Here is a 23,468-nt window from a genome sequence, read left to right as displayed (position 1 = left end):
AGGGGAGGCTCAGGGGCCAGGCGGGCTCAGCCGGTCAGGGCACCTGCGCGTAGGAGTGCAGACCCGACAGGAAGATGTTCACGCCCACCAGATTGAACAGCAGGCAACCGAACGCGACGAGCTGGATGATCACCGCGGCCCGTCCCCGCCAGCCGGCCGTGGCCCGGGCGTGCAGGTAGGCCGCGTAGGCGATCCAGGCGATGAACGACCAGACCTCCTTGGGGTCCCAGCCCCAGTAACGCCCCCACGCCTTGTCGGCCCACAGGGCGCCGGCGATGACCGCGAACGTCCAGATCGGGAAGGCGATCACGATGGCGCGGTGCGCCACCCGGTCGAGCTCGGCCCGGCCGGGCAGCCGCGAGGGGCCGTCCCCGCGCGTGAGGTACAGGATGCCCGCGACGCCCGCGAGGATGAACAGCCCGCTCGCGCAGATCGCCGCGGTGACGTGGATGGCGATCCAGTAGGAGTTCAGGGCGGGCACCACCGGGCCGGCCTGCACGTGCAGGTAGCGGACGGCGAAGCCCAGCCCGAGCGCCGCGGCGAGCGAGACGAACGCGCCGAGGAAGCGCACCGGCTGGCGCGCCTGCATGACCAGGAACGCGGTGACCGCCGCGAAGCAGATCGCCACCACGAACTCGTACATGTTGCCCCACGGCCAGCGGCCGACGGCCAGGCCGCGGGTGATGATGGCGCCGAGGTGCGCGACCCAGCCGAGGCCGCTCAGCGTGACCGCGACGGTGGCGGCCCGCGCCGCCCACGCGGGCGGCGCACCGCCCGCCGGACGGTCCTGCCGGTCGCCTGAGCCGCCGTTCGGGGCCTCCGAGGCGTCCGAACCGTCCGCGCCGTCCGCGGGACGGTCCAGCGTCTGGACGGCGCCGGCCGTGACGGCGACCTTGGCCTGCGCGCCACGCCCGGCGGCGACCGGCCGCCCGGCGCCACGGCCGCGGCCGAAGCCGAGGTCGAGCGCGTAGCCGATCATGGCGAACACGTACAGCAGGACGGTGGCCAGGATCAGCTGGTCGCTGAGCGTGGCGAGCCCCGCGTTGACGTCAGTGGGCATCCTTGACTCCTTGCGGCGAGGCGGCCTTGCCGGCCTCGGCTTCTTGCGGCGGCGCGGCGGCGCCGTCCCCCGCCTCCCGCGGCGGGGCGGGGCGCTCCATCTGCGGACCGTGCGGCGGGTCGTCCGCACCGCCCTGTGGGCCCCGCAGGGCCGTGACGATCTCGGCGAACTCCTCGGCGAACCCGGCGTCGCCGCTCTCGGTGCGGGTCAGCCCGCCGACCTCCACGGTGGCGGCCTCGTCGCCGGCCTCGCCCACCCGCGCCCAGACGCGGCGGCGGCGGACGGTGAGCGAGAGCACCAGCCCCAGCACGGCCAGCCCCGCCGCCAGCAGCGCCGGGAGCCGTCCGGGGTCGTAGGCGACCTGCAGGCTGATCCACTCGCGCACGCCGGTGAGCTGGATCGAACCGGCGCCGCCGGGCAGCGGCAGGGTGCCGCCGACCGCGAGGGGCTCGGTCTTCAGGCCCATGACCAGAGGCTTGAGCTTCTTGGTGTCGAGCTGGTACACCGACTGCGGGCGCCCGGAATTCATGCCGAGGTCGCCGGAGAAGGCGAACACCTGCGCCGTCGGGTTGGCCGCGCCCGGGAAGACCGAGACCCAGGAGCCGTCCTGCGCCGGGACGGTCGTCGGCAGGAACCGCACCAGGAAGCCGAGCTGCTGCGGCAGGGCGTCCGGCACCTTGATCACGCACTCGGAGGTGTAGGTCACCTGGTCGGCGGTCAGGCACGGCACCGGCCCCTCGAAGGCCACCTGCCCCTTGCCGTCGAGCACCTTGAACACCGGGGCGTACCCGTGCCCGAGCAGGTAGGTCTGGGTGCCGTTGACCTCCAGCGGCTCGTTGACCCGCAGGTCGTAGGGCCGCTCGGGCGCGCCCGGGCGGTCGGACACCGCGAGCCGCGCCGAGAAGTCCAGCGGCTGGCCGCGGCGTTCGCCCGAGCCGACGTAGGTCGCCTGGAAGTCGCGCAACGTGAAGGAGAACGGCTCCAGGGAGTCCGGCGAGACCCGCTGGCCGGGGATGTACCGGTCGTAGGCGGCCACGGTGTTGGCGAAGCCGTTGCCCTCGACCACCAGCACGTTGCCGCGGTAGCCGTACAGGCCGCCCGCGCCGACCGCGACCAGCAGGACCAGCAGCGCCGCGTGGAACAGCAGGTTGCCGGTCTCGCGCAGATAGCCCTTCTCGGCGGCCACCCAGCCCGGCCCGGTGACGGTGCGGAAACGCCTGGCGCGCAGCGTCCGGGCGAGGGACTCCACCGTGGCGCCACCGGCCTCGAACGAGGCGTGCTGGGGAAGCCGGGACAGGTTGCGCGGCGCCGCGGGCGGTTCGCGCCGCAGCTCACGCAGGTGGGCCGCCGCCCGGGGGATCACGCACCCGGCGAGCGAGATGAACAGCAGCAGGTACGTCGCCGCGAACCACGGCGAGGTGAACACGTCGAACAGCCACAGCCGGTCCAGCCAGGCCGCGGCGCCGGGGCTGTCCTTGAAGTACTGCGCGACCTTGTCGGGGCTGATGGACCGCTGCGGGTAGATCGACCCGGGCACCGAGGCCAGCGCGAACAGGAACAGCAGGATGAGGGCGGTGCGCATCGAGGTGAGCAGCCGCCAGGCCCAGCGCAGCCAGCCCACCGGTCCGAACCCCGCCGGGCGGGCCGGCTCGGCCTGGATCTGTTCGGTCGTCGTCATCAGATCACCGGCTCGAATCCGCCGACCCAGCCCTGCAGACCGGCGATGACCTGGCCCCACAGGCCGGTCACCAGCAGCACGCCGACGACGACGAGCATGGCGCCGCCGAGCCGGGTGATCAGCCGCGAGTGGCGGCGCACCGCCGTGAACGTCTGGATGGCCTTGCGGTAGGCGAGCGCCGCCAGGACGAACGGCAGGCCCAGCCCCAGGGCGTAGGCGAAGGCGAGCACGGCGCCGCGCACCGCGCTGGCCTGGTCGAGGGAGAGGGTGAGCACGGCCGACAGCGTGGGGCCGATGCACGGCGTCCAGCCCAGGCCGAAGACCACGCCGAGCAGCGGCGCGCCCGCGATGCCCGCGGCGGGGAAGCGATGGATGCGCACGTCCCGCTGCAGGCCCGGCAGCAGGCCGAGGAAGGCGAGGCCCAGCACGATCGTCAGCGCGCCCAGCACGCGGGTGATCACACCGGCGTTGCCGAGCAGCAGGGACCCGAGGCCCCCGAACAGCGCGCCGCCGGCGACGAAGACCAGCGAGAAGCCCAGGACGAACAGGGCGCTGCCCGCCACCATGCGCCCCCGCCGGGGGTCGCCGCTCATGCCGGTGACATAGGACAGGTAGCCGGGCACCAGCGGCAGCACGCACGGCGACAGGAACGACACCAGGCCCGCGGCCAGCGCCACCGGCAGGGCGAGCAGCAGCGAGCCCGCCATGACCGTGCCCGTGAAGCCGCTCACGGCGCACCCCGCGGGGCGGGGCGCGCGGCGGCGCGGCGGCTACTTCTCATCGCTGACCTTGGTCACCACGTTCATCAGATCGGAGTAGCGGACCTCTCCCAGCGCCCGCGCGGCGACCCGGCCCTGCCGGTCGAGCACGAGGGTGGAGGGGATCGCCGCCGGGTTGACCATGCCGCGGAAGGCCAGCGCGACCTTGCCCGGCTGGTCGTACAGGCTCGGATAGCCGGGCTGCTGGGTGCGCTGGAAGGCCAGCGCCTGCGCCTTGTCGTCCTTCGCGTCGACCCCGAGGAACTGCACGCCGCGGGCCTTGGTCTTGGCCGCGACGTCCTTCAGGACCGGGGCCTCGCCGCGGCAGGGCCCGCACCAGGAGGCCCAGAAGTTGAGCACGACGACCTTGCCCTTGTGGTCGGCGAGCGCGGTCGCGGCGCCGTCCAGGGTCTGGCCCTCGATGGCCGGGGCCGCCTGCCGCTCGGCGGCGGGCACCACGCGCATGCTGCCGTCGCCGGCGACGAAGCGCGTGTCGCCGGACTGCGGCTGCGAGGAGGACCCCTGGCCGCCGGCGCATCCCGCCAGCGCCGCCGCGACCAGCAGCGCGGTGACGAAGGCACGCGACCTCGAGGACCTGGTGGACACCGTGGACACGGAGCAGGGTCTCCTTGTACTACAAGAGGTAGAGCTTCAAACCCTACCCAGCGCACCGCACGCCCTCGAAATCGGGGCACGGGGCGCGCGGACGTCCGGCTAGCGCCGCTTGGGGGCGCCGAGCGACCCGGAGGGCTTCACGAGCGAGGCCGCCGGCTCGCTGTAGCCCACGCTCGCCAGCCGGTCGCCCTCGAAGGTGAAGCTCGTCAGGCTCGCCAGGGCGCACTGGCGGCGGCGCGGGTCGTGCCAGAGCCGCCGGCCCTCGGCGGCCAGCCGGATCACCCAGATCGGGAGCTGGTGGCTGACCATCACCACCTCGTGGCCCCTGCCCTCGGCACGGGCGGCGTCGATGGCCGCGCGCATGCGCCGGACGATCTCGACGTACGGCTCGCCCCAGGACGGCCGGGCCGGGTTCCACATGTGCCGCAGGTTGCGCGGCGCGCGGAACATGCCGCCGATGACGTGGCCCTGGAAGAGGTTGTCGGCCTCGATCAGCCGCTCGTCGGTCCTGATCGGCAGGTCGAGGGTCTGCGCGATCGGGGTCGCGGTCTCCTGCGCCCGTTCGAGGGGGGAGCTGTAGAGCACGGTGATGTCGCGGCCCGCGAGGGCCTTGGCCACCAGCTCGGCCATGGAGCGGCCGTTCTCGGAGAGGTGGTATCCGGGCAGCCTGCCATAGAGCAGGTTCTGGGGATTGTGCACCTCTCCGTGCCGGAGCAGGTGGACAACGGTGCTTTCAGTCATGACGGACACCAGACTACTGGTCCGGCCTCAACGCGCCATGCCGAGCCGAGCCCGGCGTGGCCGGCGCGGCCCGGCGCGGCCCGGCGCGGAGGAGCGTGGCCCGGCGTGGCCCCGCGTGGCCCGGCGCCGCGGGGGCGCCCGCCGTCAGGAGGACGCCGGGTGGAGCCCGCCCGCCTCGGCCGGGGACGGCCCCGCCGCCTGGCCGGAGTCGCCGGAGACCGGCACCAGCCCCGGCGGCGGGGCCATCTGCCGCAGCACCTCCACGGCCGCGCGGATCGCCGGGCGGCGGGCCGCGTCCGTGCGCCACACGGCGTAGATGCGCCGGGTGGGACGGGGCCTGATCGGCACGATGGCGACCTGCGCCGGGACGTGGTCACGGCCGAGGCGCGGCACGATGGCGCAGCCGTGGCCGGCCGCCACCAGCGCCGTCTGCGTCGGGTACTCGTCGGCCATGCAGGAGAACTCGGGCTCCAGCGACGCCGTGCGCAGGGTGAACACCAGCCAGTCGTGGCAGACCGTGCCGGGTGAGGAGCTGATCCACCGCTCGCCGTGCAGCTCGGCCAGGTCGATCTCGCGGCGGCCCGCGAGCGGGTGGGAGGCCGGGAGCACCACGTCGGCCACGTCGTCGAGCAGCGAGGCCCGCGACAGGCCCTCGGGGATCGCCATCGGGCGGTTCAGCCAGTCCTGCACGATGGCGAGATCGAGCTCGCCGCGGGACACCTCGCGGATCTGCCGTTCGGGCTCGCGCTCGTGGAGCACCAGGTCCAGGTCGGGATGGCGCTGCTTGAGCTCGCTGAGCGCCCCGGGGAGCAGCCCGCGGGCGGCCGTCGGGAAGGCGGCCATGACCAGCCGTCCGACCACCGCCCCGCGCAGCGCCTCGAAGTCGGCCTCGGCGGTCTCGACGAGCGCGAGGATGCGCTCGGCGTGCTCGGCGAGCAGCCCGGCGGCGTCGGTGAGCTTGACGCCGCGGCCGCTGCGCTCCATGAGCCGGGCCCCGGTCTCCCGCTCGAGCTTGGCGATCTGCTGAGAGATGGCCGAGGGCGTCACCATCAACGCCTCGGCCGCGGCGCCGACCGACCCGTACACCGACACCGCGTGCAGCGCCTTCAACCGATGGAGATCGAGCATAAAGCGATGCTAAATCATCCGGCCGGAAAATGGCGCTCACACTGAACCGCGGCGCTCCGCGTAACGGGACTCTCCGCGTAACGGGACTCTCCGCGTAACGGGACTCTCCGCGTAACGGAGCGCCCGACGTGACCGGGCGCTTCGCGAACGCGCCGCCGGGTCAGCCCGCGGAGGCGGTCGCGGCCGCCTTGGCCGCGGCGGGCAGCGCCTCGGCCACCCGGGTCAGGGCCTCCTCGTCGTGGGCGGCGGACAGGAACCACGCCTCGTACGCCGACGGCGGCAGGTAGACACCCTGGTCGAGCATGGAGTGGAAGAAGGCGCGGTAGGCGGCGGTGTCCTGGGTGCGCGCCCCGTCGAAGTCGGCGACCGGGGCATCGGTGAAGAACACCGAGAACAGGTTGCCCGCCCGCTGGAGCCGGTGCGGCACCCCGGCGGCGGCCAGCGCGTCCGACGCCGCCCGCCCGACGATCAGGGCGGCCGCGTCGACGCGGTCGTAGACCTCCTCGTCGCAGGCCCGTAGCGTCGCCAGCCCGGCCGCGCAGGCCAGCGGGTTACCCGACAGGGTGCCCGCCTGGTAGACCGGCCCCTCCGGCGCCAGGCGGCTCATGACCTCGGCACGCCCGCCGAACGCCGCCGCCGGCAGGCCGCCGCCCATGACCTTGCCGAAGGTCATCAGGTCGGCCTCCACCGGCGCCAGGCCGTACCAGCCGGCGTCGGTGACCCGGAAGCCGGTGAGCACCTCGTCCACGATGAGCAGGGCGCCGTTCGCCGTGCACAGCTCGCGGAGCAGCTCGTTGAACCCCGGGGCGGGGGGCACCACGCCCATGTTCGCCGGGCACGCCTCGGTGATCACGCAGGCGATCTCACCGCCGTACGCGGCGAACGCCTCGCGCACCGCCTCGGGCGAGTTGTAGGGCAGGACGATGGTGTCGGCGGCGGAGGAGCCCGTGACGCCCGGGGTGTCGGGCAGGCCGAAGGTCACCACCCCCGACCCCGCGGCGGCGAGCAGCGCGTCGACGTGGCCGTGGTAGCACCCGGCGAACTTCACCACGCGCGAGCGCCCGGTGAACCCGCGCGCCAGCCGCACCGCCGACATGGTGGCCTCGGTGCCGGAGCTGACCAGGCGGACCTTCTCGACCGGCGCGACCCGGGAGACGATCTCCTCGGCCAGCTCGACCTCGCCGCGCGTCGCGGTGCCGAAGGACGTGCCGCGCGTGAGGGCCTGCGCGAGAGCCTCGACCACGGCGGGGTGCCGGTGGCCGAGGATCATCGGGCCCCAGGAGCACACCAGGTCGACATAGCGGTTGCCGTCGGCGTCCACGATGTACGGGCCCTCGCCGGACTCCATGAACCGGGGCGTGCCTCCGACGGCGCCGAAGGCGCGCACCGGGGAGTTGACGCCGCCGGGCACGACGGCACGGGCGCGCTCGAACAGGTCCTCTGAGATCTTCGTACGGCTCACGCGTCCAGGTTAGTCCCCGGCGGCGCCGGCCCTCGGCGAGCCCCGTGGACGCCGGGAGGGCCGCTCGCTGCGAGGGTCACTCGGCGGCGTCGGCCAGCCGGTCGAGGACGTGGAGCGGGTCGGGCAGAGGCCGGCCGTCGGGCGGGCGCAGCCAGCGGGCGTGCGAGCCGTCGGCCAGCGACGACGGCGGGGCCAGGACGTAGCTGTCGCGGCAGTGCCAGCGCAGCCCCGGAGTGTCCTCGATCGTCTCTGGGGTGTGGTCGAGATGGCAGGACCACCACTCGTCCTCGTCCTCGGGGGCGCCGCGCGTGGCCACATAGAAAAGGACCCGGTCGCCGTTGGCGGCGACCGGGCCCGTGGTGAAGTTCGCGGCGTCCATGGCGGCGAGGGCGCTCTGGCCCGCCGTGGCCGGCACGTCGAAGACGTCGAACACCCTGCCGGTGGGGAGGATCACGTTCGCCTCGGGGTTCTGCTCCCACCATCGGGTGAGCAGCGCGGCGTCGGTGGTGGCCATCATCTTCCAGGCCGGGGAGATCGGGTGGACGCCCGGGTCGGGACAGCCGACCCGGTCACACGAGCAGGCGCGCGCGCCCTCGCGTAGCGGGTGGGCGCCCATACAGCTCGCCCAGCCCATCTCGGCGTACTCGAGCACCGAGGTGATCGCGTGTGCCTTCGCATGAGATCGCGCTCGCCTTTTCGCCCGGCGAGCCGCCAGCGGTACCCCCACCATCGTGTTCCTCCCCCACCCCTGCCTTTCACCGATGATGCACGATGGCGGCCGCCCAAGGTGAGCCGACCCCCGGAAAATGGCCCGTCAGGATAGTCTCCTGGCCACTTCGGTAGCCCAATAGGTGAGGATCATGTCCGCCCCGGCGCGCCGGATGGCGATCAGCGACTCCATGATGATGCGGTCGCGGTCGATCCAGCCGTTGGCCGCCGCGGCCTCCACCATGGCGTACTCGCCGCTCACCTGGTAGGCGGCGACGGGCACCTCCACGCTGTCGCGCACCTGGCGCAGAATGTCCAGGTAGGCCAGCGCGGGCTTGACCATGACGGCGTCGGCGCCCTCGGCGAGGTCCAGGCGCACCTCGCGCAGCGCCTCGCCCACCGGCCCCGCCGGGTCCTGCTGGTAGGCGTTGCGGTCGCCGAACTGCGGAGCGCACTCGGCGGCCTCCCTGAACGGCCCGTAGAAGCCCGAGGCGTACTTGGCCGAGTAGGCGAGGATCGGCACGCCCGAGAAGCCGTCGGCGTCCAGCGCGGCGCGGATGGCGCCCACCTGGCCGTCCATCATGCCGCTCGGCGCGATGACCTGCGAGCCGGCCCTGGCCTGGGCCACGGCCACCGAGGCGTAGCGCTCCAGCGTCGCGTCGTTGTCGACCTCCCCCGCGGCGGTCAGCACGCCGCAGTGCCCGTGGTCGGTGAACTCGTCCAGGCAGGTGTCGGTCATCACCACGACGGCGTCGCCGAGGTCGGCGCGCAGATCGGCCACGGCCTTCTGGACGACGCCGTCCGGGTCGTCGCCGGCCGAGCCGCGGGCGTCCTTGACCTCGGGGATGCCGAACAGGATGAGGCCGCCCACGCCGGCCTCCGCGGCCTCGTGCGCGGCCTTGCGCAGCGAGTCGCGGGTGTGCTGGACCACGCCCGGCATCGACGAGACCGGCTGCGGCTCGGTGACGCCCTCCTTGACGAACATGGGCAGCACCAGCTCGGCCGGGTGCAGCCGGGTGCCCGCCACCATGCGCCGCATCGCCGGGCCGCTGCGCAGCCTGCGGGGCCGCGCGACGGGGAACTGCGCGTCGGTCATCTCATCTCCCACTCACCAGGCCGGTCTCGGGGACCCGCGCGCACGCGTTGACCTGGGAATCTCGGCTACGTCGGCGGCCCGGCCAGGCCGCCGGTCACTTGGCCCTTCGTCGGGCGCCCCTTCGGGTCTGTGAGGGCCGCCGGGGAACGTCGCCGGCGGCGAGGGCCGCCTGGCGCTGCTTGGCACCGTACTCGGCCAGGGCGGCCGCCAGTGCCGAAGCCGAAGGATTGTCGGCCATGATGTCCACGCGCAGGCCGAACTCCTCGGCTGTCTTGGCGGTCTGCGGCCCGATGACCGCGATGACCGTCACGTTGTGCGGCTTGCCGGCGATGCCGACCAGGTTGCGCACGGTGCTGGAGGAGGTGAACAGCACGGCGTCGAAACCGCCGCCCTTGATCGCCTCGCGGATCGGCGCGGGCGGCGGGGCCGCCCGGACGGTGCGGTAGGCCGTGACGTCGTCGCACTCCCAGCCCAGCTCGGTGAGCCCCGCGATGAGCGTCTCGGTCGCGATGTCGGCGCGCGGCAGCAGCACGCGGTTGATCGGGTCGAGCATCGAGTCGTACGGCGGCCACTCGGCGAGCAGCCCCTCGGAGGAGTGCTCCCCCACCGGGACCAGGTCGGGCTTGACGCCGAACTCCACCAGCGCCCTGGAGGTCGCCTCGCCGACCGCCGCGACCTTGAGCCCGGCGAACGCCCGCGCGTCCAGGCCGTACTCCTCGAACTTCTCCCTGATCGCCTTGACGGCGTTGGCCGAGGTGAAGGCGACCCACTCGTAGCGGCCGGTGACCAGGCCCTTGATGGCGCGGTCCATCTGCTGCGGGGTGCGCGGCGGCTCCACGGAGATCGTCGGCACCTCCTCGGGCACCGCGCCGTACGAGCGGAGCTGCTCCGACAGCCCGGCGGACTGCTCCTTGGTGCGCGGCACCAGGACCCGCCAGCCGAACAGCGGCTTGTTCTCGAACCACGACAGCCGGTCGCGGGTGGCGACGGCGTCGCCGACGACGATGATCGCGGGCTCGGCGATGCCGGCGTGCTTGAGGTCGGCGGCGAGCCGGCCGAGCGAGGAGACCACGGTGTACTGCTCGGTGGTGGTGCCGCTCTGGGTGACCGCGACCGGCGTGCCGTCGGGCCTGCCCGCGGCCATCAGCGCCTTGGCGATCGGGACCGCCTCACCGATGCCGTTGTAGATCACCACGGTGCCCGGGGCGGCGGCGTGGACCGACCAGTCGTCGACCCGCGCGGCGTCCACGACCCGGAACTCCGGCACCGCCACGGCGGGGGCGATGCCCGCGTAGGTCAGCACGGCCGTCGCGGGCGGCACGCCCGGCACGATCTCGAACTCGACGTCGGCCTTGGCGCACGCCGCGACCTCCTCCGACACCGAGGAGAAGAAGCCGGGGTCGCCGGCGCACAGCCGCACGACGTTGTACCCGGCCTTGGCCTCCTGCACGGCCTTGAGCGACACCGCGCCCATGTCGTCGGAGACGTCAACGACCTTGACGTCGTCGCGGCAGTGGCGCAGCAGGCCGCCGTAGGCCTCCTTGTCGAGCACGACGACGTCGGCCCGCGACAGCAGGTCGGCGCCGCGCAGGGTCAGGAGGTTCTCGTCCCCCGGCCCGGCGCCCACGAACGCCACGAAACCGGCGCGACCCCGGGCGTCGCCGTCACGGCCGCCCGTGGCCCGCGGCGCCCCCGTGGCCTCCGCGGTGCCGTGCTCGGTGGTCTTGCTGGTCTGGCTTCCGGAGCTCAATGGGTCCGCTCCCCCATCAACGTGCCGGCTCCCTCTGCGATCATGGCGGCCGCGAGGTCGCGACCGAGCTCCATGGCCGCCGAGGGATCACCGGCGGTGGACTTGCGCACCGACCGGGCGCCATCGATGGCGACCACGGTGGCGGTCAGGTTGAGAATGTGCCCGTCATCGGCCGCGTACGCACCTACGGGCGCGTGACAGCCGCCCTCCAGGGTGGCCAGCAGGGCGCGCTCGGCGGTGACGGCCGCGCGGGTGCGCGGGTCGTCCAGGACGGCGAGCAGCTCGACGAGGGCGGCGTCGTCGGCGCGGCACTCCACCGCGAGGGCCCCCTGGCCCGGCGCGGGAAGCATCTCGTCGACGTCGAAAAGCTGGGAGATCTCGGCCTGGCGGCCGATGCGCCCGAGCCCGGCGGCGGCCAGCACGACGGCGCTGAGCTCACCGGAGGTGACCTTGCCGATGCGGGTGTCGGCGTTGCCGCGGATCGGGACGTAGTCGAGGTCGGGGCGCAGCAGGCGGAGCTGGGCCACCCGGCGCGGGGAGCCGGTGCCCACGCGGGCGCCGGGCGGGAGGTCGGCGAGCCCCGCCGGGCCGACGAGCGCGTCGCGCGGGTCGTCCCTGGGCGGGATGGCCGCGACGACCACGCGCGGGTCGGGCTTGGTCGGAAGATCCTTGAGGGAGTGGACCGCGAAGTCGATGTCGCCCGCGATGAGCTTGTCGCGCAGGGCGCTGACGAACACGCCGGTGCCGCCGAGCTGCGCGAGCTGGGTCTTGGTGACGTCGCCGAAGGTCGTGACGCCGACCAGCTCGACGGTGTGGCCGGTCAGCGCGGTGAGCCGGTCGGCCACCTGCCCCGACTGGGTCGTGGCCATCAGGCTCCTGCGGGTGCCCAGGCGCAGGACGCCGAGTTTCAGTGCCTCGCCGCTCATGCGTCCTCCTCGCCTGCGTGACCGGTGATCCCGGTCTCGACGGTCTCCACCTCGGCCACGTCGGCCCTCGTCACCGCCTCCGGTACCTTCGGGTTCAGGTCGAACAGCTCGCGCAGCGCCTCGGCATAATGATCACCCGCCGGGGACGCGGCCAACCGCTTGACACGCACCGTCGGCTCGTGGAGTAGTTTGTCCACGACCCTGCGGACGGTCTGCGCGATCTCGCCGCGCACCCGCTCGTCCATCTCGGGCACCCGGGTGACCAGGCGTCCGAGCTCGGCCTCCACGACGTCGGCGGCCTTGGACCGCAGGGCCACCACCGTCGGGGTGACCTTGGCCGCGCGCTCGGCGCGCAGGTAGCCGCACACCTCGGCCGCCACGATCGCCCGGACCGCGGCGACGCCCTCGGAGACGCCGTCGCCGCCGTCGGCCTGGTCGCCGAGCCCGGCCTGCTGCATGGACTCAAGATCGACCAGGGTGACGCCGGGAACGGTGCGGACGCCGGGGTCCACGTCGTGTGGAAGCGCGAGGTCGAGCAGGAACAGCGGCTTGCCGCGCGGAACCCGCGCCACCATTTCGGTGTCGATGACAACGCTACCTGCTCCGGTGCATGAAATGACCAGGTCGGCGGCGGCGAGCTCGCGCTCGACGTCCGACAGCTCGACCGCACGGCCGCCGACGCTCTGCGCCAGGCGCGCGGCCCGCTCGAAGGTGCGGTTGGCCACCACGATGTCGGTCACGCCGGCCCGGCCGAGGGTCGCCGTGGACAGCGCGCTCATCGAGCCCGCGCCCACCACCAGCGCCCGCCTGCCCTGGAGGGGGCCGAGGACCCGCTCGGCCAGAGTGAGGCCCACGCCGACCAGCGACGCGCCCGCGCGGTCGATGCCGGTCTCGGTGTGGGCGCGCTTGCCGACGCGCAGCGCCTGCTGGGCCAGCTCGTTCAGGATGGTGCCCGCGGTGCCCTGCTCCTGGGCCAGGCGCAGCGACTGGCGCACCTGGCCCAGGATCTGCCCCTCGCCGACGACCATGGAGTCGAGACCGCAGGCCACCGTGAACAGGTGCTCGACCACCCTGTCCTCGTAGTGGACGTACAGGTGGCGGGTGAGCTGCTCCTGGGGGACGCCGGAGTGCGCGCCGAGCATGCCGGTGACCGCGGTGACGCCGCCGTGGAAGCGGTCGACCTCGGCGTACACCTCGACCCGGTTGCAGGTGGAGACGATCATCACCTCGGACACGTGCTCGTCGCGGGCGATGTCGTGCAGCAGCTTCACTAAGGCGTCCCCGGACGCCGAGACGCGTTCGAGCAGCGCTACCGGCGCCGTCCGGTGGCTGAGACCTACCGCGAGAAGGCTCATGCGTCCATCGCCTCGGCCCAGTCCTCGGCCATCATGGGGCTCCCTGTTTCACGATCCGCTTTGCGCTGCTCATGGAACGCAAGAATCTGCAGTTCGGTCGAGAGGTCGACCTTGCGGACATCGACTCCGTCAGGCACGGTGAGCACGACGGGGGCGAAGTTCAAGATACTTGTGATCCCGGCCGCGATGACCCGGTCGGCCACCTGCTGGGCGGCCGCCGCGGGCGTCGCGATGACCACGATGGACACCCCCCGCTTGTCGATCACGCTTTCCAGCTCGTCTATGTGCTGCACGGCCATCCCCACGAGCTGCTCGCCGACCACGGCCGAGTCGGCGTCGAACAGCGCGGCCACCCGGAACCCCCGGGAGACGAACCCCCCATAGGCGGCGAGCGCGCGGCCGAGGTTGCCGACCCCGACGATGGCCACGGCCCAGTCCTGCGTCAGGCCCAGCTCGCGGGAGATCTGGTAGATCAGGTATTGGACGTCGTAGCCGACGCCGCGCGTCCCGTAGGACCCCAGGTGCGACAGGTCCTTGCGGAGCTTGGCGGAGTTCACCCCTGCGGCGACGGCCAGGTCTTCCGAGCTTACGGTGGCCGTGCCCCGTTCCGCGAGTCCGTTCAACGCGCGCAGGTAGAGCGGCAGCCGCGCGACGGTCGCATCGGGGATGCCACGTTCGCGCGCGTGGGACGGGCGGCGGGTCACTTGACCGGAGCTCCAGGGGACGGGCGGCCGGTGCGCCCCGGCCGCGCTCGCGTTGCGACGGATGTCGAGGAGAAGGGCGCAGGCATCCAGGTTAGTACCTTTGTGAAGCTATGCACAAAGTGCGAGCGCCTCCTCTCGGGTCCCAACTGTCGCAGGTAGGGGTGGCGGTCCCCGATCCGGCCCCGCCACTGTGATCGGTCGCACAGAGGGGGGTGCCGTTAGGCTGGGTCCATGCCTCCGCGCGACCACACGATCACCCTGCTCGGCAAACCCGGCTGCCACCTGTGCGACGACGCCAGGGCCGTCATCGGGAAGGTTGCGGCGGAGCTCGGGGTCGCCTGGGAGGAGCGCGACATCACCGCCTCCGAGGATGACCAGGCCGCCTACTGGGAGATGATCCCGGTCACCCTCATCGACGGCGTCCAGCACGACTTCTGGCGCGTCGACGAGGCGCGCCTTCGCGCCGCCCTGTCCGCCTGACGCCGCCTTCCCCGCCCCGCTAGACCCTGAAGGCGGTCGGGAGGGGGACGACCTTGGCGGCGTTGACGTTGAGCTCGATGACGTTGGCGGCCAGCACATGGGCCACCCGCTCGCGGGCGAAGCGCTCCATGTGCGCCTGGCGCTGGTGCTCGCTGAAGGCCACCTCGTCCCGGTAGAGCTCGTACACGATGCGCTGCAGCGGGGCCGACTTGACCGCGTGGCAGACGAAGATCAGCGTGTCGGGCTCGCTGCGCTGCACGGCCTCGACGGTCTCCTCCGCCAGCCGGTCGAACGCCTCACCCGACCCGTCGATCAACGTGAACACGGTGAGCAGGCCATAGATGCTCGGCGAGGGCCGCACGGACGGGCCCGAGGGCAGCGGCGACTCGCCCCGGCGCCCGCCGGCGACGGGGATGTCCGGCCGGCCGAGGGTCTGGTTGATCTCGTTGCTGTTGAACAGCATGCCGGTGGCCGGCATCGCGGCGTCCGGCCCGGGGGCGCGGTGCGAGCCGTTCGGCCCGGCGGGGTCGAAGGGCCCCCGCCCGTGCTGCCCGGCCGGGTCGCCGGCCCCTTGCCCCTGATGGCCGCCCGCCGGGCGGCCCGGCGCTCCCGGCATGGGCGAGCCGTACGGGCCCGCGAGTCCCGGCGCGCCCTGCCCCGGAGCGCCGCCCGGAGCGTCGGGGTTGATGAACTCGCCGGTCATCGGACCGCCATAGCCGCCCTGGCCGCCGGGCCCGCCCTGGCCCCCTGCTCCGCCGAAGCCGCCGGAGGGCTGCATGCGGGCCGCGTAGTCGACGTCGCCCGGGTCGTTGGCGCGGTACTCGGCCACCAGGTCGCCGAGCCCGGAGCGGCGCGGCGGCGACATCGCCGGAGTCGCCGGCAGCGGCCCCGACGACTCGTAGGGGGCCTCGGGTTCGGCGGCCCGGCGGCGCGCGGCGGGACGCGCGTCGTCCCAGTCGTCGTCAGGGCCGTCGCGATCCTCGTCGTAGGGGGCGAGGGGGCGGGCGACGGCGTACCAGACGGCCCCGACCATGAGGATGGTCACCAGGGCCGCGAACACGCCGGGGATCGCGAAGCGCACGGCGCCCACCAGGGCGAGGCCCGTGGGCGCCAGCACCACGCCGGCGTGCATGTTGTCGGCGTCCACGTCGTCGCCGCCGCGCCAGCGCAGGACGGCGAGGATCAGGCAGCCGATGAGGATCAGATAGGTGATGGCGTGGGCGGCGTTCAGCAGGGCCGTCGGGATGATCGTCCAGTGGGTGTCCCCGAGCGGCAGGGTCGTGGTGAACTTCTCGGGGTTGCTCACCGGGTCGAGGATCAGGATGACCGTGGTGATCAACGTGAAGGCGATGCCGAAAAGCCAGGCGGCGAACTTCGCGGGGGCCTTCTCGGCGAGCATCTGGATCATGCCTATGGCCAGCCAGAACGGCGCGAGGAACGCCCCGGTGATCTGGTAGACCCTGAAGGTCACGGGCCCGAACTTCATCAGGTGCCCGATGGCGACGGCGCCCAGGGCCAGGCACAGCGCCGAGGTGGTGACGGTCCAGGCGATGAGCCAGCCGCTCCGGTCGTCCCTGAGACGTCCGACCAGGATGCCAGTGGTGATGGCGGCGAACAGCGCACCCGCGAAGGCGGTGACGGCAACGACGGCTTCCATGATGGCCCCAACTCTGCCGGACATTACCTCCAAACCGGTAGCCGGTGTCCGAAGTGCCACAGCACTCCTGTTACGCGTGGTAGTTACTGAGGCAAAGTGGATTGTGTAATTTCCCGATGATTTCTAGAGTGTTCGAGCACGCACGCGCCCTTCCCTTTGCTCCCCAGGGATACCGGATGTCGAACTCATGGTCGGTCGCCGGGCTTTCCCCACCAGGATCGGCCGACACAGTGAACCCCACCCGCGCCGCCGCCGAGCAGCGCGAACGTCCTTCCCCGGACGCCGACGAACTGCGCAGGATCGTCCTGCGCGCCAAGACCGGCGACGCGGACGCCTTCGCGGCGCTGTACGACCGCTACGTCGATCTCGTCTATCGCTATGTCTACTTCCGGGTGGGCGGCCACGCGCTGGCGGAGGACATCACCAGCGAGACGTTCCTGCGGGCCCTGCGGCGCATCGCCGACTTCACCTGGCAGGGCAGGGACTTCGGCGCGTGGCTGGTGACCATCGCCAGGAACCTTGTGGCCGACCATTTCAAGTCCGGCCGCTACCGCATGGAGGTGTCCACCGCCGAGGTGCTGGACACCCCCATGGACGGGCCGCACATCCCGGAGAACGCGGTGGTGGCGACCATGGTCAGCGAGAGCGTCCTGCGGGCCGTCCGCGACCTCAACCCCGAGCAGCAGGAGTGCGTGGTCCTGCGCTTCCTGCACGGCATGTCGCTGGCCGAGACGGCGCTGATCATGGGCAAGAAGAGCGGCGCGATCAAGGCCCTGCAGTTCCGCGCGGTCCGCGCGCTCGCCAGGGCTCTTCCGGACGATCTCAATTGATCTAGGGTGACCCTCGCGAGGGATCTCCGGCCGGCGGGGCGGCCGTAACCTGATGGCTCCCCGCATCGTTGGGCATGTAGCACCTATGGATCATCGTAGTGGGCGCGGCAGGGAGCTTTCATGGGCAAGTGGGGGCCTACGCGGTGGCCGCACAGGCGTTCGTCCGCCGGCAGCCGTCGGCGCCCTCAACCCCATTTCGCGGCCCGGCTCCGCGCGATGGGCGCCGAGCCCGCCCACGGCCCGAGCCCCGACTTCCGCGCCCGGCTCCGCGAGGAGATCCTGGCCGCCCAGGTCACCGGCCCCGATCTCGAGCCGGACACCGGGCGGCGCCGTCGCCGCCCCCCGCTCCTCGTCCGGCTGCGGCCGGGCGCGCTGATCGTCGCCCTGACCGCCGTGATGGTGGTCACCGGGGTCCAGACCTACGCCTCGGTGCCCGGCGACAACCTCTACCCGATCAAGCGGGCCGCCGAGGCGACCGTGCTGAGCCTCACCACCGACGACATCGAACGCGCCCAGCGCGAGCTGACGGCCGCCCACTCCCGCGCCACCGAGGCCGCCGCGCTGCTCGGCTACCCCGACTCCCGGCGTGAGCGGCTCATCGGGCCCACCCTGGACGAGATGACCTCCACCACCCGGTCGGCGCTGTCGGCGCTCGGGCACGTCAAGCGGCAGGGGACGCACGCCCCGGCGCTCAAGCGCTTCACCAAGGAACAGCGCGACGTCGTCGAGCCGATGATCCCCCAGCTCGGCGGCGACGACCGCATGAAGGCCAGCGCCTACCTCGACATGATCGAGGACATGACCCCCTGACGGGCCCCGCGACCCACACGAAGGGCGGTGCGGCAGGCCCTTCCGGACGCCGCCGCGTGCCCGAACGGTCACGCCACGCTAACGCCACGTACACCGACTCCACCCCCTTCTCCCCGTTAAGCTGAGGTGCTATGAGGCGGTTACTGCGACGGCACACCGAGGCCGAGATAGCCGGGGAGGTCGCCGCGGCGGCGGCGGTGTCGTCGCCGGTCGCCGAGCCCGACCCCACCGCCGCGGCATTCTTCGACGTCGACAACACGATGATGCGCGGCGCCTCGATCTACCACTTCGCTCGCGGGCTCGCCTCCCGCGGGCTGTTCACCACCAAGGACCTGGTGATGTTCGCGCTCGGCCAAGCCCTGTTCCGGGTGCGCGGCAACGAGAACCCCGAGCACATCGCCCGGGCGAAGGAGACCGCCCTGGCGTTCGTCGTCGGCCTCAAGGTGGACGACGTCGTGCGCCTCGGCGAAGAGATCTACGACGAGGTCATGGCCGACCGCATCTGGGCAGGCACCCGCGCGCTCGCGCAGAGCCACCTGGACAACGGCCAGCGCGTCTGGCTGGTGACCGCCACCCCGGTCGAGCTGTCCCGCGTGATCGCCCAGCGCCTCGGGCTGACCGGCGCGCTCGGCACGGTCGCCGAGACCGAGAACGGCGTCTACACCGGCCGCCTCGTGGGCGACCTGCTCCACGGCCCCGCCAAGGCCGAGGCGGTCAAGGCGCTGGCCCGCCGCGAGGGCCTCGACCTGTCGCGCTGCACCGCCTACAGCGACTCCGCCAACGACCTGCCCCTCCTCCGGCTGGTCGGCCACCCGATCGCGGTGAACCCCGACGGCCTGCTGCTTGAGCAGGCCAGGAAGAACGAGTGGGCGGTCAAGGACTTCCGCACCGGGCGCAGGGCCACCATGATCGGGCTTCCCATCGCGGCGGGCGCGGGCGCCGTGGCGGGCGGCGTCGCCGCCGCCATCGCCCTCAGGAAGCACTACCGCTCCGCCTGAGCCGACCGTCCGTGGGCGGCCCGGCGAGTGGGCATGGCAGACTCGTGGCGGCCGTTTTCCGGAAAGTCGCCGCGGAGGATCACCTTGCGTCACGTGGAGCCCGAGGTCCGTCTCATCGCCCGCCCCCGGCTGGACTACGACGAGGTCGCCGGCTATCTCGCCGAGGTGGGCGGGGACAACTGGCTAGAGAGGGTCGACCGCGGCGATCTGGACGACGCGCAGAACCTCGCCGAGTTCGCCGGGCGCATCTGCTACCGCTCCTGGGAGCCGGGGCTGAACCCCAACGTCACCCGCATCCGCACCGACCAGGAGGACTACCTCCGCAACATCCTGGCCAGCGCCCATGGCTCGGTGCTGGAGCACGTGAGCTTCTCGTTCGTCCTGCACGACGTCAGCCGGGTGGCCACGCACGAACTGGTCCGCCACCGGGCCGGCACGGCGGTCTCGCAGGAGTCGCTGCGCTTCGTGCGGCTGGACGACCTGCCGTTCTGGTTCCCCCAGTGGGCCCTCGCCGATCCGGAGCTGATGGAACGGGCGAGCGAGCTGCTCGGGCGGATGGAGGAGTTCCAGCACTGGATGGCCGGCCACTTCGGGCTGGACGAGCAGGGCGTGCCCTTCGGCGAGAAGAAGGCGAAGACCTCCTTCATGCGGCGCTTCGCGCCCGAAGGCCTGGCCACCGGCATGGTGTGGACCGCCAACGTGCGCACCCTTCGGCACGTCATCGAGAACCGCACGGCGGCGGGGGCCGAGGAGGAGATCCGGCTGATCTTCGGCAAGGTCGGCGAGCTGATGGCCAAGGAGGCCCCCGCCCTGTTCGGCGACTACACCGTCGAGAACGGCGTCTGGACCCCCGGCTGGCGCAAGGTCTGACCTCGACGACGCCGCCCGGCCCTCACGTCCGGCCCCTGCGACCGCCGGCCTTCGATCCCCGCACGCCGGCTTGGGACCCCCGCACCGCCGGCTTTCGACGCCGCGGCCGTCCTATCGCCGGCCGAGGCCGTTGAGCAGGGTGTCCACGACCAGATCGGCGGCCCGGGGCGGCTCCAGCTCGGGGAACCGGTGGGCGGCGGCGTCGACGAGGTCGTCCAGGGTGGCGCGGGCCCAGGCGACCGGCACGTCCCCGCGCAGCAGCCCCTCGTCGGCCGCCCGCTGGAGGAACCTGTCGAGCCGCGCGCTCTGCGCCTGTCTGCGGACGCTCGCGGCCGGGTCGGCGCGCATCATCTTGCGCACGTCCACCGGCCACTCGCGGCTCACCGGGACGATGCCCTCCACGTAGCGGTGCAGCGCCACCGCCACCGGAGCCTCCACCAGCCGGGCCTCGTCCAGCACGCGCTCCGCGGAGTCGAGCTTGGCCTGGAAGACGGCGGCGAGCAGGGCCTCACGGGTGGGGAAGCGCCGGTAGACGGTGCGCCGGTCGACCCCGGCCTCGGCGGCGATCGTGCCCATGCTGGTCGAGGGGTCCTCGGCCAGCAGGCGGGCGCCGGTGCGCAGGACCGCGTCCAGGTTGCGCGCGGCATCAGCTCTCATGACTCCGCCACTCTACCCGTGTGTGGCACATCACATTCTCTCCGACTCGTTGATGGGGCATAAAGTGGCATTACTGTCACGTTAGTGTGTCAGTTGGCGAAGCGACGACGCGTCGCCCCACGTCAGAAGGAGAACGGATCATGAGGACCTGGCTGGTCACCGGCGGTTCGAGCGGCATCGGCCGCGACCTGGTCGAGGCCGTGCTCGCGCACGGCGACCAGGTGGTGGCGACCTCGCGCGCCCCCGAGGCGCTCGGCGACCTCGCGCGGCGGCACGACGGACGCCTGCTTCCCGTCGCGCTGGACGTCACCGACCCCGCCGCCGTCCGCGCCGTGGTGGAGGCGGCCGCCGAGCGGTTCGGCTCGCTGGACGTCGTGGTCAACAACGCCGGCTACGCCACCAGCGCCGCCATCGAGGAGTTCCCCGAGGAGGAGTTCCGCGCCCAGATCGAGGTCAACCTGTTCGGGGTCGTCAACGTGACCAGGGCCGTGCTGCCGTTCATGCGACGCCGGCGCTCCGGCCACATCGTCCAGATCTCCTCCATCGGCGGACGCGTGGGCGGCAGCCCCGGCCTCAGCGCCTACCAGACGGCCAAGTTCGGCGTCGAGGGCTTCTCGGAGGTGCTGGCCAACGAGGTGGCGCCCCTCGGCGTCAAGGTGACCATCGTCGAGCCCGGCGGCTTCCGCACGAACTGGAACGCCGGCGCCGCCACCGCGCAGGCCCCCGTCGGCGAGGACTACGACCAGACCATCGGCGAGTGGCTGCGCATGCGCGCCCGCTACAGCGGCAGCGAGCCGGGCGACCCCGCCCGCGCGGCCCAGGCGATCATCGCCGTCGTCGAGGCCGAGGAGCCGCCGCGACGCCTGCTGCTCGGCTCCGACGCCCTGACCTCCGCCCTGCGCTCCGCCGACGAACGAACCGCCGAAGCCCGCAAGTGGGCCTTCCTCACCACCTCCACCGACTACCCACCCACCCCCTGACCTCGGCCACCACCAAGCGGCCCGCACCTGAGCCGGGAATCTCCGCAGTTGAACATCCCGCGGTGGGCTGCTCCGACCGGGCCGGGAGAACCCGGGGACCGTCTAGAAGAACGGGGGGAAGGCGTGGCCTCGTTGGAGGCGTAGGTGGTTGAGTTGCTGCTGGATGAGTTCGCGGACCTGGTCGGTGAGGTTGAAGACCAGCATCGGGTCCTCGGCCTCCTCCGGGTCGTACTCGTCGGTGCGCACCGGCTCGCCGAACTGGATCATCCACTTGGACGGCAGGGGCAGCAGCCCGAGCGGCCCGAGCCAGGGGAACAGCGGCGTGATCGGGATGTAGGGCAGGCCGAGCAGCCGGGCGAGCGAACGGAAGTCGCCGATCTTGGGGTAGATCTCCTCGGCGCCGACGATGGCGCACGGGATGATCGGCACCTGGGCGCGGATCGCCGAGGCCACGAACCCGCCGCGCCCGAAACGCTGGAGCTTGTACCGCTCGGAGAACGGCTTGCCGACGCCCTTGAAGCCTTCGGGGAACACCCCGACCAGCTCGCCCTTGCGCATGAGCCGGTCGGCGTCCTCGGGGCAGGCGAGCGTGTGGCCGGACTTGCGGGACAGGTGGCCGAGGACGGGGAGCTGGTAGACCAGATCGGCGCCGAGCAGCCGCAGCGCGCGGTGCGCGGGGTGCTCGTCGTGCAGTGCGACCTGGAGCATCAGCGCGTCGACGGGGACGGTGCCCGAGTGGTTGGCGACCACGAGCGCGCCCGCCTCGCCGGGCACGTTGGCCAGGCCGGTGGTCTCGACGCGGAACCAGTGGCGGTAGAGCGGGCGGATCAGCTCAAGGAGCACCTTGTCGTTCAGTTCGGGATCGAACCCGAACTCGTCGACCTCGTACTCCCCGGCGACGCGCCTGCGCAGGAAGTCCAGCAGGGCGGCCACGCGGTCCTCGACGGCACCCGCGCCGCCGTCGGTGGCCCGGCGCCGCGCCGCGGTGATGGGGATGACCCGGGCTGTTCCTGGCTCCTCATCACGAAAGTCATGCGGCATCTCTGTCTTCTTCACCGTCGCGCACCCCCACCCAGCACTGTCGACAGCCAGTCGATCACAGTGAGTGGCATACCGCCAAACAAGCCACGCGAGTGGAGGAAGTCGTCGAACGCCGACGCGGTGGAGAACTTGGGCCGCCAGTCGAGCTCGGCGGCGAGCCGGCCGGCGTCCACGGCGCGCCCGTAGCTCATCAGGCCGAGCTGTTCTGGGGAGAACTCGACGCGCCCAGCGCCGCGCGCCAGGTCGCCGAGGACGCGGAAGGCGGTGGAGAGCACCGGGAGGGCCGGGCGGCCACTCCTGCGCACGCACTGTGACAGGAGCATGATGCCGTCACCGGCGACGTTGTAGGTGCCGGGGTGGTCTTCCAGGGCCATGCGCCGCAGCACCTCGACGCCGTCGTCCTCGTGGACGAACTGCAGGCGCGGGTCGAAGCCGAACACCGTCGGCAACACGGGCAGCTCGAAGTAGCGGGTCAGCGGCGAGTCGACGCCGGGGCCCATGAAGTTGGCGAAGCGCAGCGTCGAGACCGAGACGTCGGGCCGCCGCCTGGCGAATCCGCGCACGTAGGACTCCACCTCGGTGGCGTCCTTGGCGTAGCCGCGGATCGGGGCGTCGACCGGTTCGGTGTCCTCGGTGAACACCGCCGGGTCGTGCGGGGACGAGCCGTAGACGGCCGTGGTCGAGCGCACCACGACCTTCCGCACCGTCGCCGACCGCTGGCACGCGCCGAGCAGCTGCATGGTGCCGATGACGTTGTGCTCTTTCATCGACGAGCGGCCGGCGGCGCCCGACGGGGCGCTCACCAGGCTCATGTGCACGACGGTGTCGATGTCCGCGGCCGCGATGACACGCGCGATGTCCGGGCTGCGCAGATCAACCCGGACGAACTCGGTGCGGCCCAGCTCGACGCCGCCGCCGCCCAGCGATTTCGAGGACGGCGGCGCGGTGTCCACTCCGATGACCCGGTCGATGTCCGGGTCGGCAGCGAGGACGCTCGCCACCCGGGCACCGATGTGCCGGGAGACTCCCGTGACGAGCACGGTGTGTGTCATCGCCGCCTCGCAGAATCACTCGCTCGTGGTCGCGCTCGGCTCGGGCTCACCGGGATGGCGATGGTGAGATCGACCCGCCCGGCCCGCCGCTCTGCGTTGTCGGTCCGCGCTA

Annotated in this window: 23 protein-coding genes; 6 read left to right on the top strand and 17 right to left on the bottom strand. The window is 72.6% G+C overall.

Annotated elements, in window-relative coordinates:
* Nucleotides 1–34 precede the first annotated feature (34 nt).
* From ccsB to ABZU32_RS17295, 13 genes are all read right to left on the bottom strand, one after another.
* On the bottom strand, nucleotides 35–1,060 hold the full coding sequence (gene ccsB, locus ABZU32_RS17355; RefSeq protein WP_354923203.1) for a c-type cytochrome biogenesis protein CcsB: 1,026 nt from the start codon (nucleotides 1,058–1,060) through the stop codon (nucleotides 35–37).
* Nucleotides 1,050–2,738, bottom strand: coding sequence for a cytochrome c biogenesis protein ResB (locus ABZU32_RS17350; RefSeq protein ID WP_354923200.1), 1,689 nt, complete (start codon nucleotides 2,736–2,738; stop codon nucleotides 1,050–1,052). Before ABZU32_RS17350 ends, ccsB begins: the two co-directional genes overlap by 11 nt.
* Nucleotides 2,738–3,445, bottom strand: coding sequence for a cytochrome c biogenesis protein CcdA (locus ABZU32_RS17345; protein WP_354923335.1), 708 nt, complete (start codon nucleotides 3,443–3,445; stop codon nucleotides 2,738–2,740). The genes ABZU32_RS17350 and ABZU32_RS17345 overlap by 1 nt, the downstream gene beginning before the upstream one ends.
* Before the next feature lie 63 nt (nucleotides 3,446–3,508).
* Nucleotides 3,509–4,111: a TlpA disulfide reductase family protein gene (locus ABZU32_RS17340; RefSeq protein ID WP_354923197.1), complete on the bottom strand. Its 603-nt coding sequence runs from the start codon at nucleotides 4,109–4,111 to the stop codon at nucleotides 3,509–3,511.
* Between the two features lie 99 nt (nucleotides 4,112–4,210).
* Complete coding sequence (locus ABZU32_RS17335; RefSeq protein WP_354837809.1) at nucleotides 4,211–4,852, bottom strand: histidine phosphatase family protein; 642 nt, start codon at nucleotides 4,850–4,852, stop codon at nucleotides 4,211–4,213.
* A gap of 144 nt (nucleotides 4,853–4,996) precedes the next feature.
* A complete protein-coding gene (locus tag ABZU32_RS17330) occupies nucleotides 4,997–5,980 on the bottom strand; it encodes a LysR family transcriptional regulator (RefSeq protein ID WP_354837807.1) in 984 nt (327 codons plus the stop codon).
* A 160-nt stretch (nucleotides 5,981–6,140) separates the two neighbouring features.
* Nucleotides 6,141–7,442 (bottom strand): glutamate-1-semialdehyde 2,1-aminomutase, encoded by a 1,302-nt coding sequence (hemL, locus tag ABZU32_RS17325; RefSeq protein WP_354923194.1) that lies wholly within the window; start codon nucleotides 7,440–7,442, stop codon nucleotides 6,141–6,143.
* Between the two features lie 76 nt (nucleotides 7,443–7,518).
* Complete coding sequence (locus tag ABZU32_RS17320; RefSeq protein ID WP_354837803.1) at nucleotides 7,519–8,172, bottom strand: bifunctional DNA primase/polymerase; 654 nt, start codon at nucleotides 8,170–8,172, stop codon at nucleotides 7,519–7,521.
* 84 nt (nucleotides 8,173–8,256) lie between these two features.
* Nucleotides 8,257–9,246 (bottom strand): porphobilinogen synthase, encoded by a 990-nt coding sequence (gene hemB, locus ABZU32_RS17315; protein ID WP_354837801.1) that lies wholly within the window; start codon nucleotides 9,244–9,246, stop codon nucleotides 8,257–8,259.
* 94 nt (nucleotides 9,247–9,340) lie between these two features.
* Nucleotides 9,341–10,873: a uroporphyrinogen-III synthase gene (locus ABZU32_RS17310; RefSeq protein ID WP_354923332.1), complete on the bottom strand. Its 1,533-nt coding sequence runs from the start codon at nucleotides 10,871–10,873 to the stop codon at nucleotides 9,341–9,343.
* A 119-nt stretch (nucleotides 10,874–10,992) separates the two neighbouring features.
* Nucleotides 10,993–11,922: a hydroxymethylbilane synthase gene (gene hemC, locus ABZU32_RS17305; protein WP_354923191.1), complete on the bottom strand. Its 930-nt coding sequence runs from the start codon at nucleotides 11,920–11,922 to the stop codon at nucleotides 10,993–10,995.
* On the bottom strand, nucleotides 11,919–13,277 hold the full coding sequence (locus tag ABZU32_RS17300; protein WP_354923188.1) for a glutamyl-tRNA reductase: 1,359 nt from the start codon (nucleotides 13,275–13,277) through the stop codon (nucleotides 11,919–11,921). The genes hemC and ABZU32_RS17300 overlap by 4 nt, the downstream gene beginning before the upstream one ends.
* On the bottom strand, nucleotides 13,274–13,981 hold the full coding sequence (locus ABZU32_RS17295; RefSeq protein WP_354837795.1) for a redox-sensing transcriptional repressor Rex: 708 nt from the start codon (nucleotides 13,979–13,981) through the stop codon (nucleotides 13,274–13,276). Before ABZU32_RS17295 ends, ABZU32_RS17300 begins: the two co-directional genes overlap by 4 nt.
* Nucleotides 13,982–14,212: 231 nt before the next feature.
* Here ABZU32_RS17295 and ABZU32_RS17290 point away from each other — a divergent pair, with 231 nt between their 5' ends.
* A complete protein-coding gene (locus tag ABZU32_RS17290; protein WP_354923185.1) occupies nucleotides 14,213–14,461 on the top strand; it encodes a glutaredoxin family protein in 249 nt (82 codons plus the stop codon).
* 19 nt (nucleotides 14,462–14,480) lie between these two features.
* Here the strand turns inward: ABZU32_RS17290 and ABZU32_RS17285 are convergent, their stop codons facing one another.
* Entirely contained in the window at nucleotides 14,481–16,118 is a 1,638-nt protein-coding gene (locus tag ABZU32_RS17285; RefSeq protein WP_354923182.1) for an antibiotic biosynthesis monooxygenase, read from the bottom strand.
* Between the two features lie 230 nt (nucleotides 16,119–16,348).
* Here ABZU32_RS17285 and ABZU32_RS17280 point away from each other — a divergent pair, with 230 nt between their 5' ends.
* The 4 genes from ABZU32_RS17280 (at nucleotide 16,349) to thyX (ending at nucleotide 19,626) form a co-directional block, all read left to right on the top strand.
* Nucleotides 16,349–16,948, top strand: coding sequence for a sigma-70 family RNA polymerase sigma factor (locus ABZU32_RS17280; RefSeq protein ID WP_354837789.1), 600 nt, complete (start codon nucleotides 16,349–16,351; stop codon nucleotides 16,946–16,948).
* A 216-nt stretch (nucleotides 16,949–17,164) separates the two neighbouring features.
* Complete coding sequence (locus tag ABZU32_RS17275) at nucleotides 17,165–17,758, top strand: DUF5667 domain-containing protein (RefSeq protein WP_354837787.1); 594 nt, start codon at nucleotides 17,165–17,167, stop codon at nucleotides 17,756–17,758.
* 131 nt (nucleotides 17,759–17,889) lie between these two features.
* Entirely contained in the window at nucleotides 17,890–18,756 is an 867-nt protein-coding gene (locus ABZU32_RS17270; RefSeq protein WP_354923179.1) for an HAD-IB family hydrolase, read from the top strand.
* Between the two features lie 84 nt (nucleotides 18,757–18,840).
* Nucleotides 18,841–19,626, top strand: a complete 786-nt coding sequence (gene thyX, locus ABZU32_RS17265; RefSeq protein ID WP_354923176.1) for an FAD-dependent thymidylate synthase — start codon at nucleotides 18,841–18,843, stop codon at nucleotides 19,624–19,626.
* Nucleotides 19,627–19,737: 111 nt separating this feature from the next.
* Here thyX and ABZU32_RS17260 read toward each other — a convergent pair whose 3' ends face one another.
* Nucleotides 19,738–20,283, bottom strand: coding sequence for a helix-turn-helix domain-containing protein (locus ABZU32_RS17260; protein WP_354923173.1), 546 nt, complete (start codon nucleotides 20,281–20,283; stop codon nucleotides 19,738–19,740).
* 140 nt (nucleotides 20,284–20,423) lie between these two features.
* On the opposite strand from ABZU32_RS17260, the gene ABZU32_RS17255 reads away from it, so the two are divergent.
* Complete coding sequence (locus ABZU32_RS17255; RefSeq protein ID WP_354923170.1) at nucleotides 20,424–21,263, top strand: oxidoreductase; 840 nt, start codon at nucleotides 20,424–20,426, stop codon at nucleotides 21,261–21,263.
* 102 nt (nucleotides 21,264–21,365) lie between these two features.
* Here ABZU32_RS17255 and ABZU32_RS17250 read toward each other — a convergent pair whose 3' ends face one another.
* The gene (locus ABZU32_RS17250) at nucleotides 21,366–22,304 is read right to left on the bottom strand and encodes a lysophospholipid acyltransferase family protein (RefSeq protein ID WP_354923167.1); all 939 of its coding nucleotides are present in this window, start codon (nucleotides 22,302–22,304) and stop codon (nucleotides 21,366–21,368) included.
* Between the two features lie 11 nt (nucleotides 22,305–22,315).
* A complete protein-coding gene (locus ABZU32_RS17245; RefSeq protein WP_354837773.1) occupies nucleotides 22,316–23,356 on the bottom strand; it encodes an NAD-dependent epimerase/dehydratase family protein in 1,041 nt (346 codons plus the stop codon).
* Nucleotides 23,357–23,468: the final 112 nt, after the last annotated feature.

The sequence above is a fragment of the Sphaerisporangium sp. NPDC005288 genome, from assembly GCF_040607475.1.
Classification (GTDB): domain Bacteria; phylum Actinomycetota; class Actinomycetes; order Streptosporangiales; family Streptosporangiaceae; genus Sphaerisporangium; species Sphaerisporangium rhizosphaerae.
The sequence above is the reverse complement of the archived record's forward strand: the minus strand, read 5'-3'. Positions and strand labels throughout refer to the sequence as shown.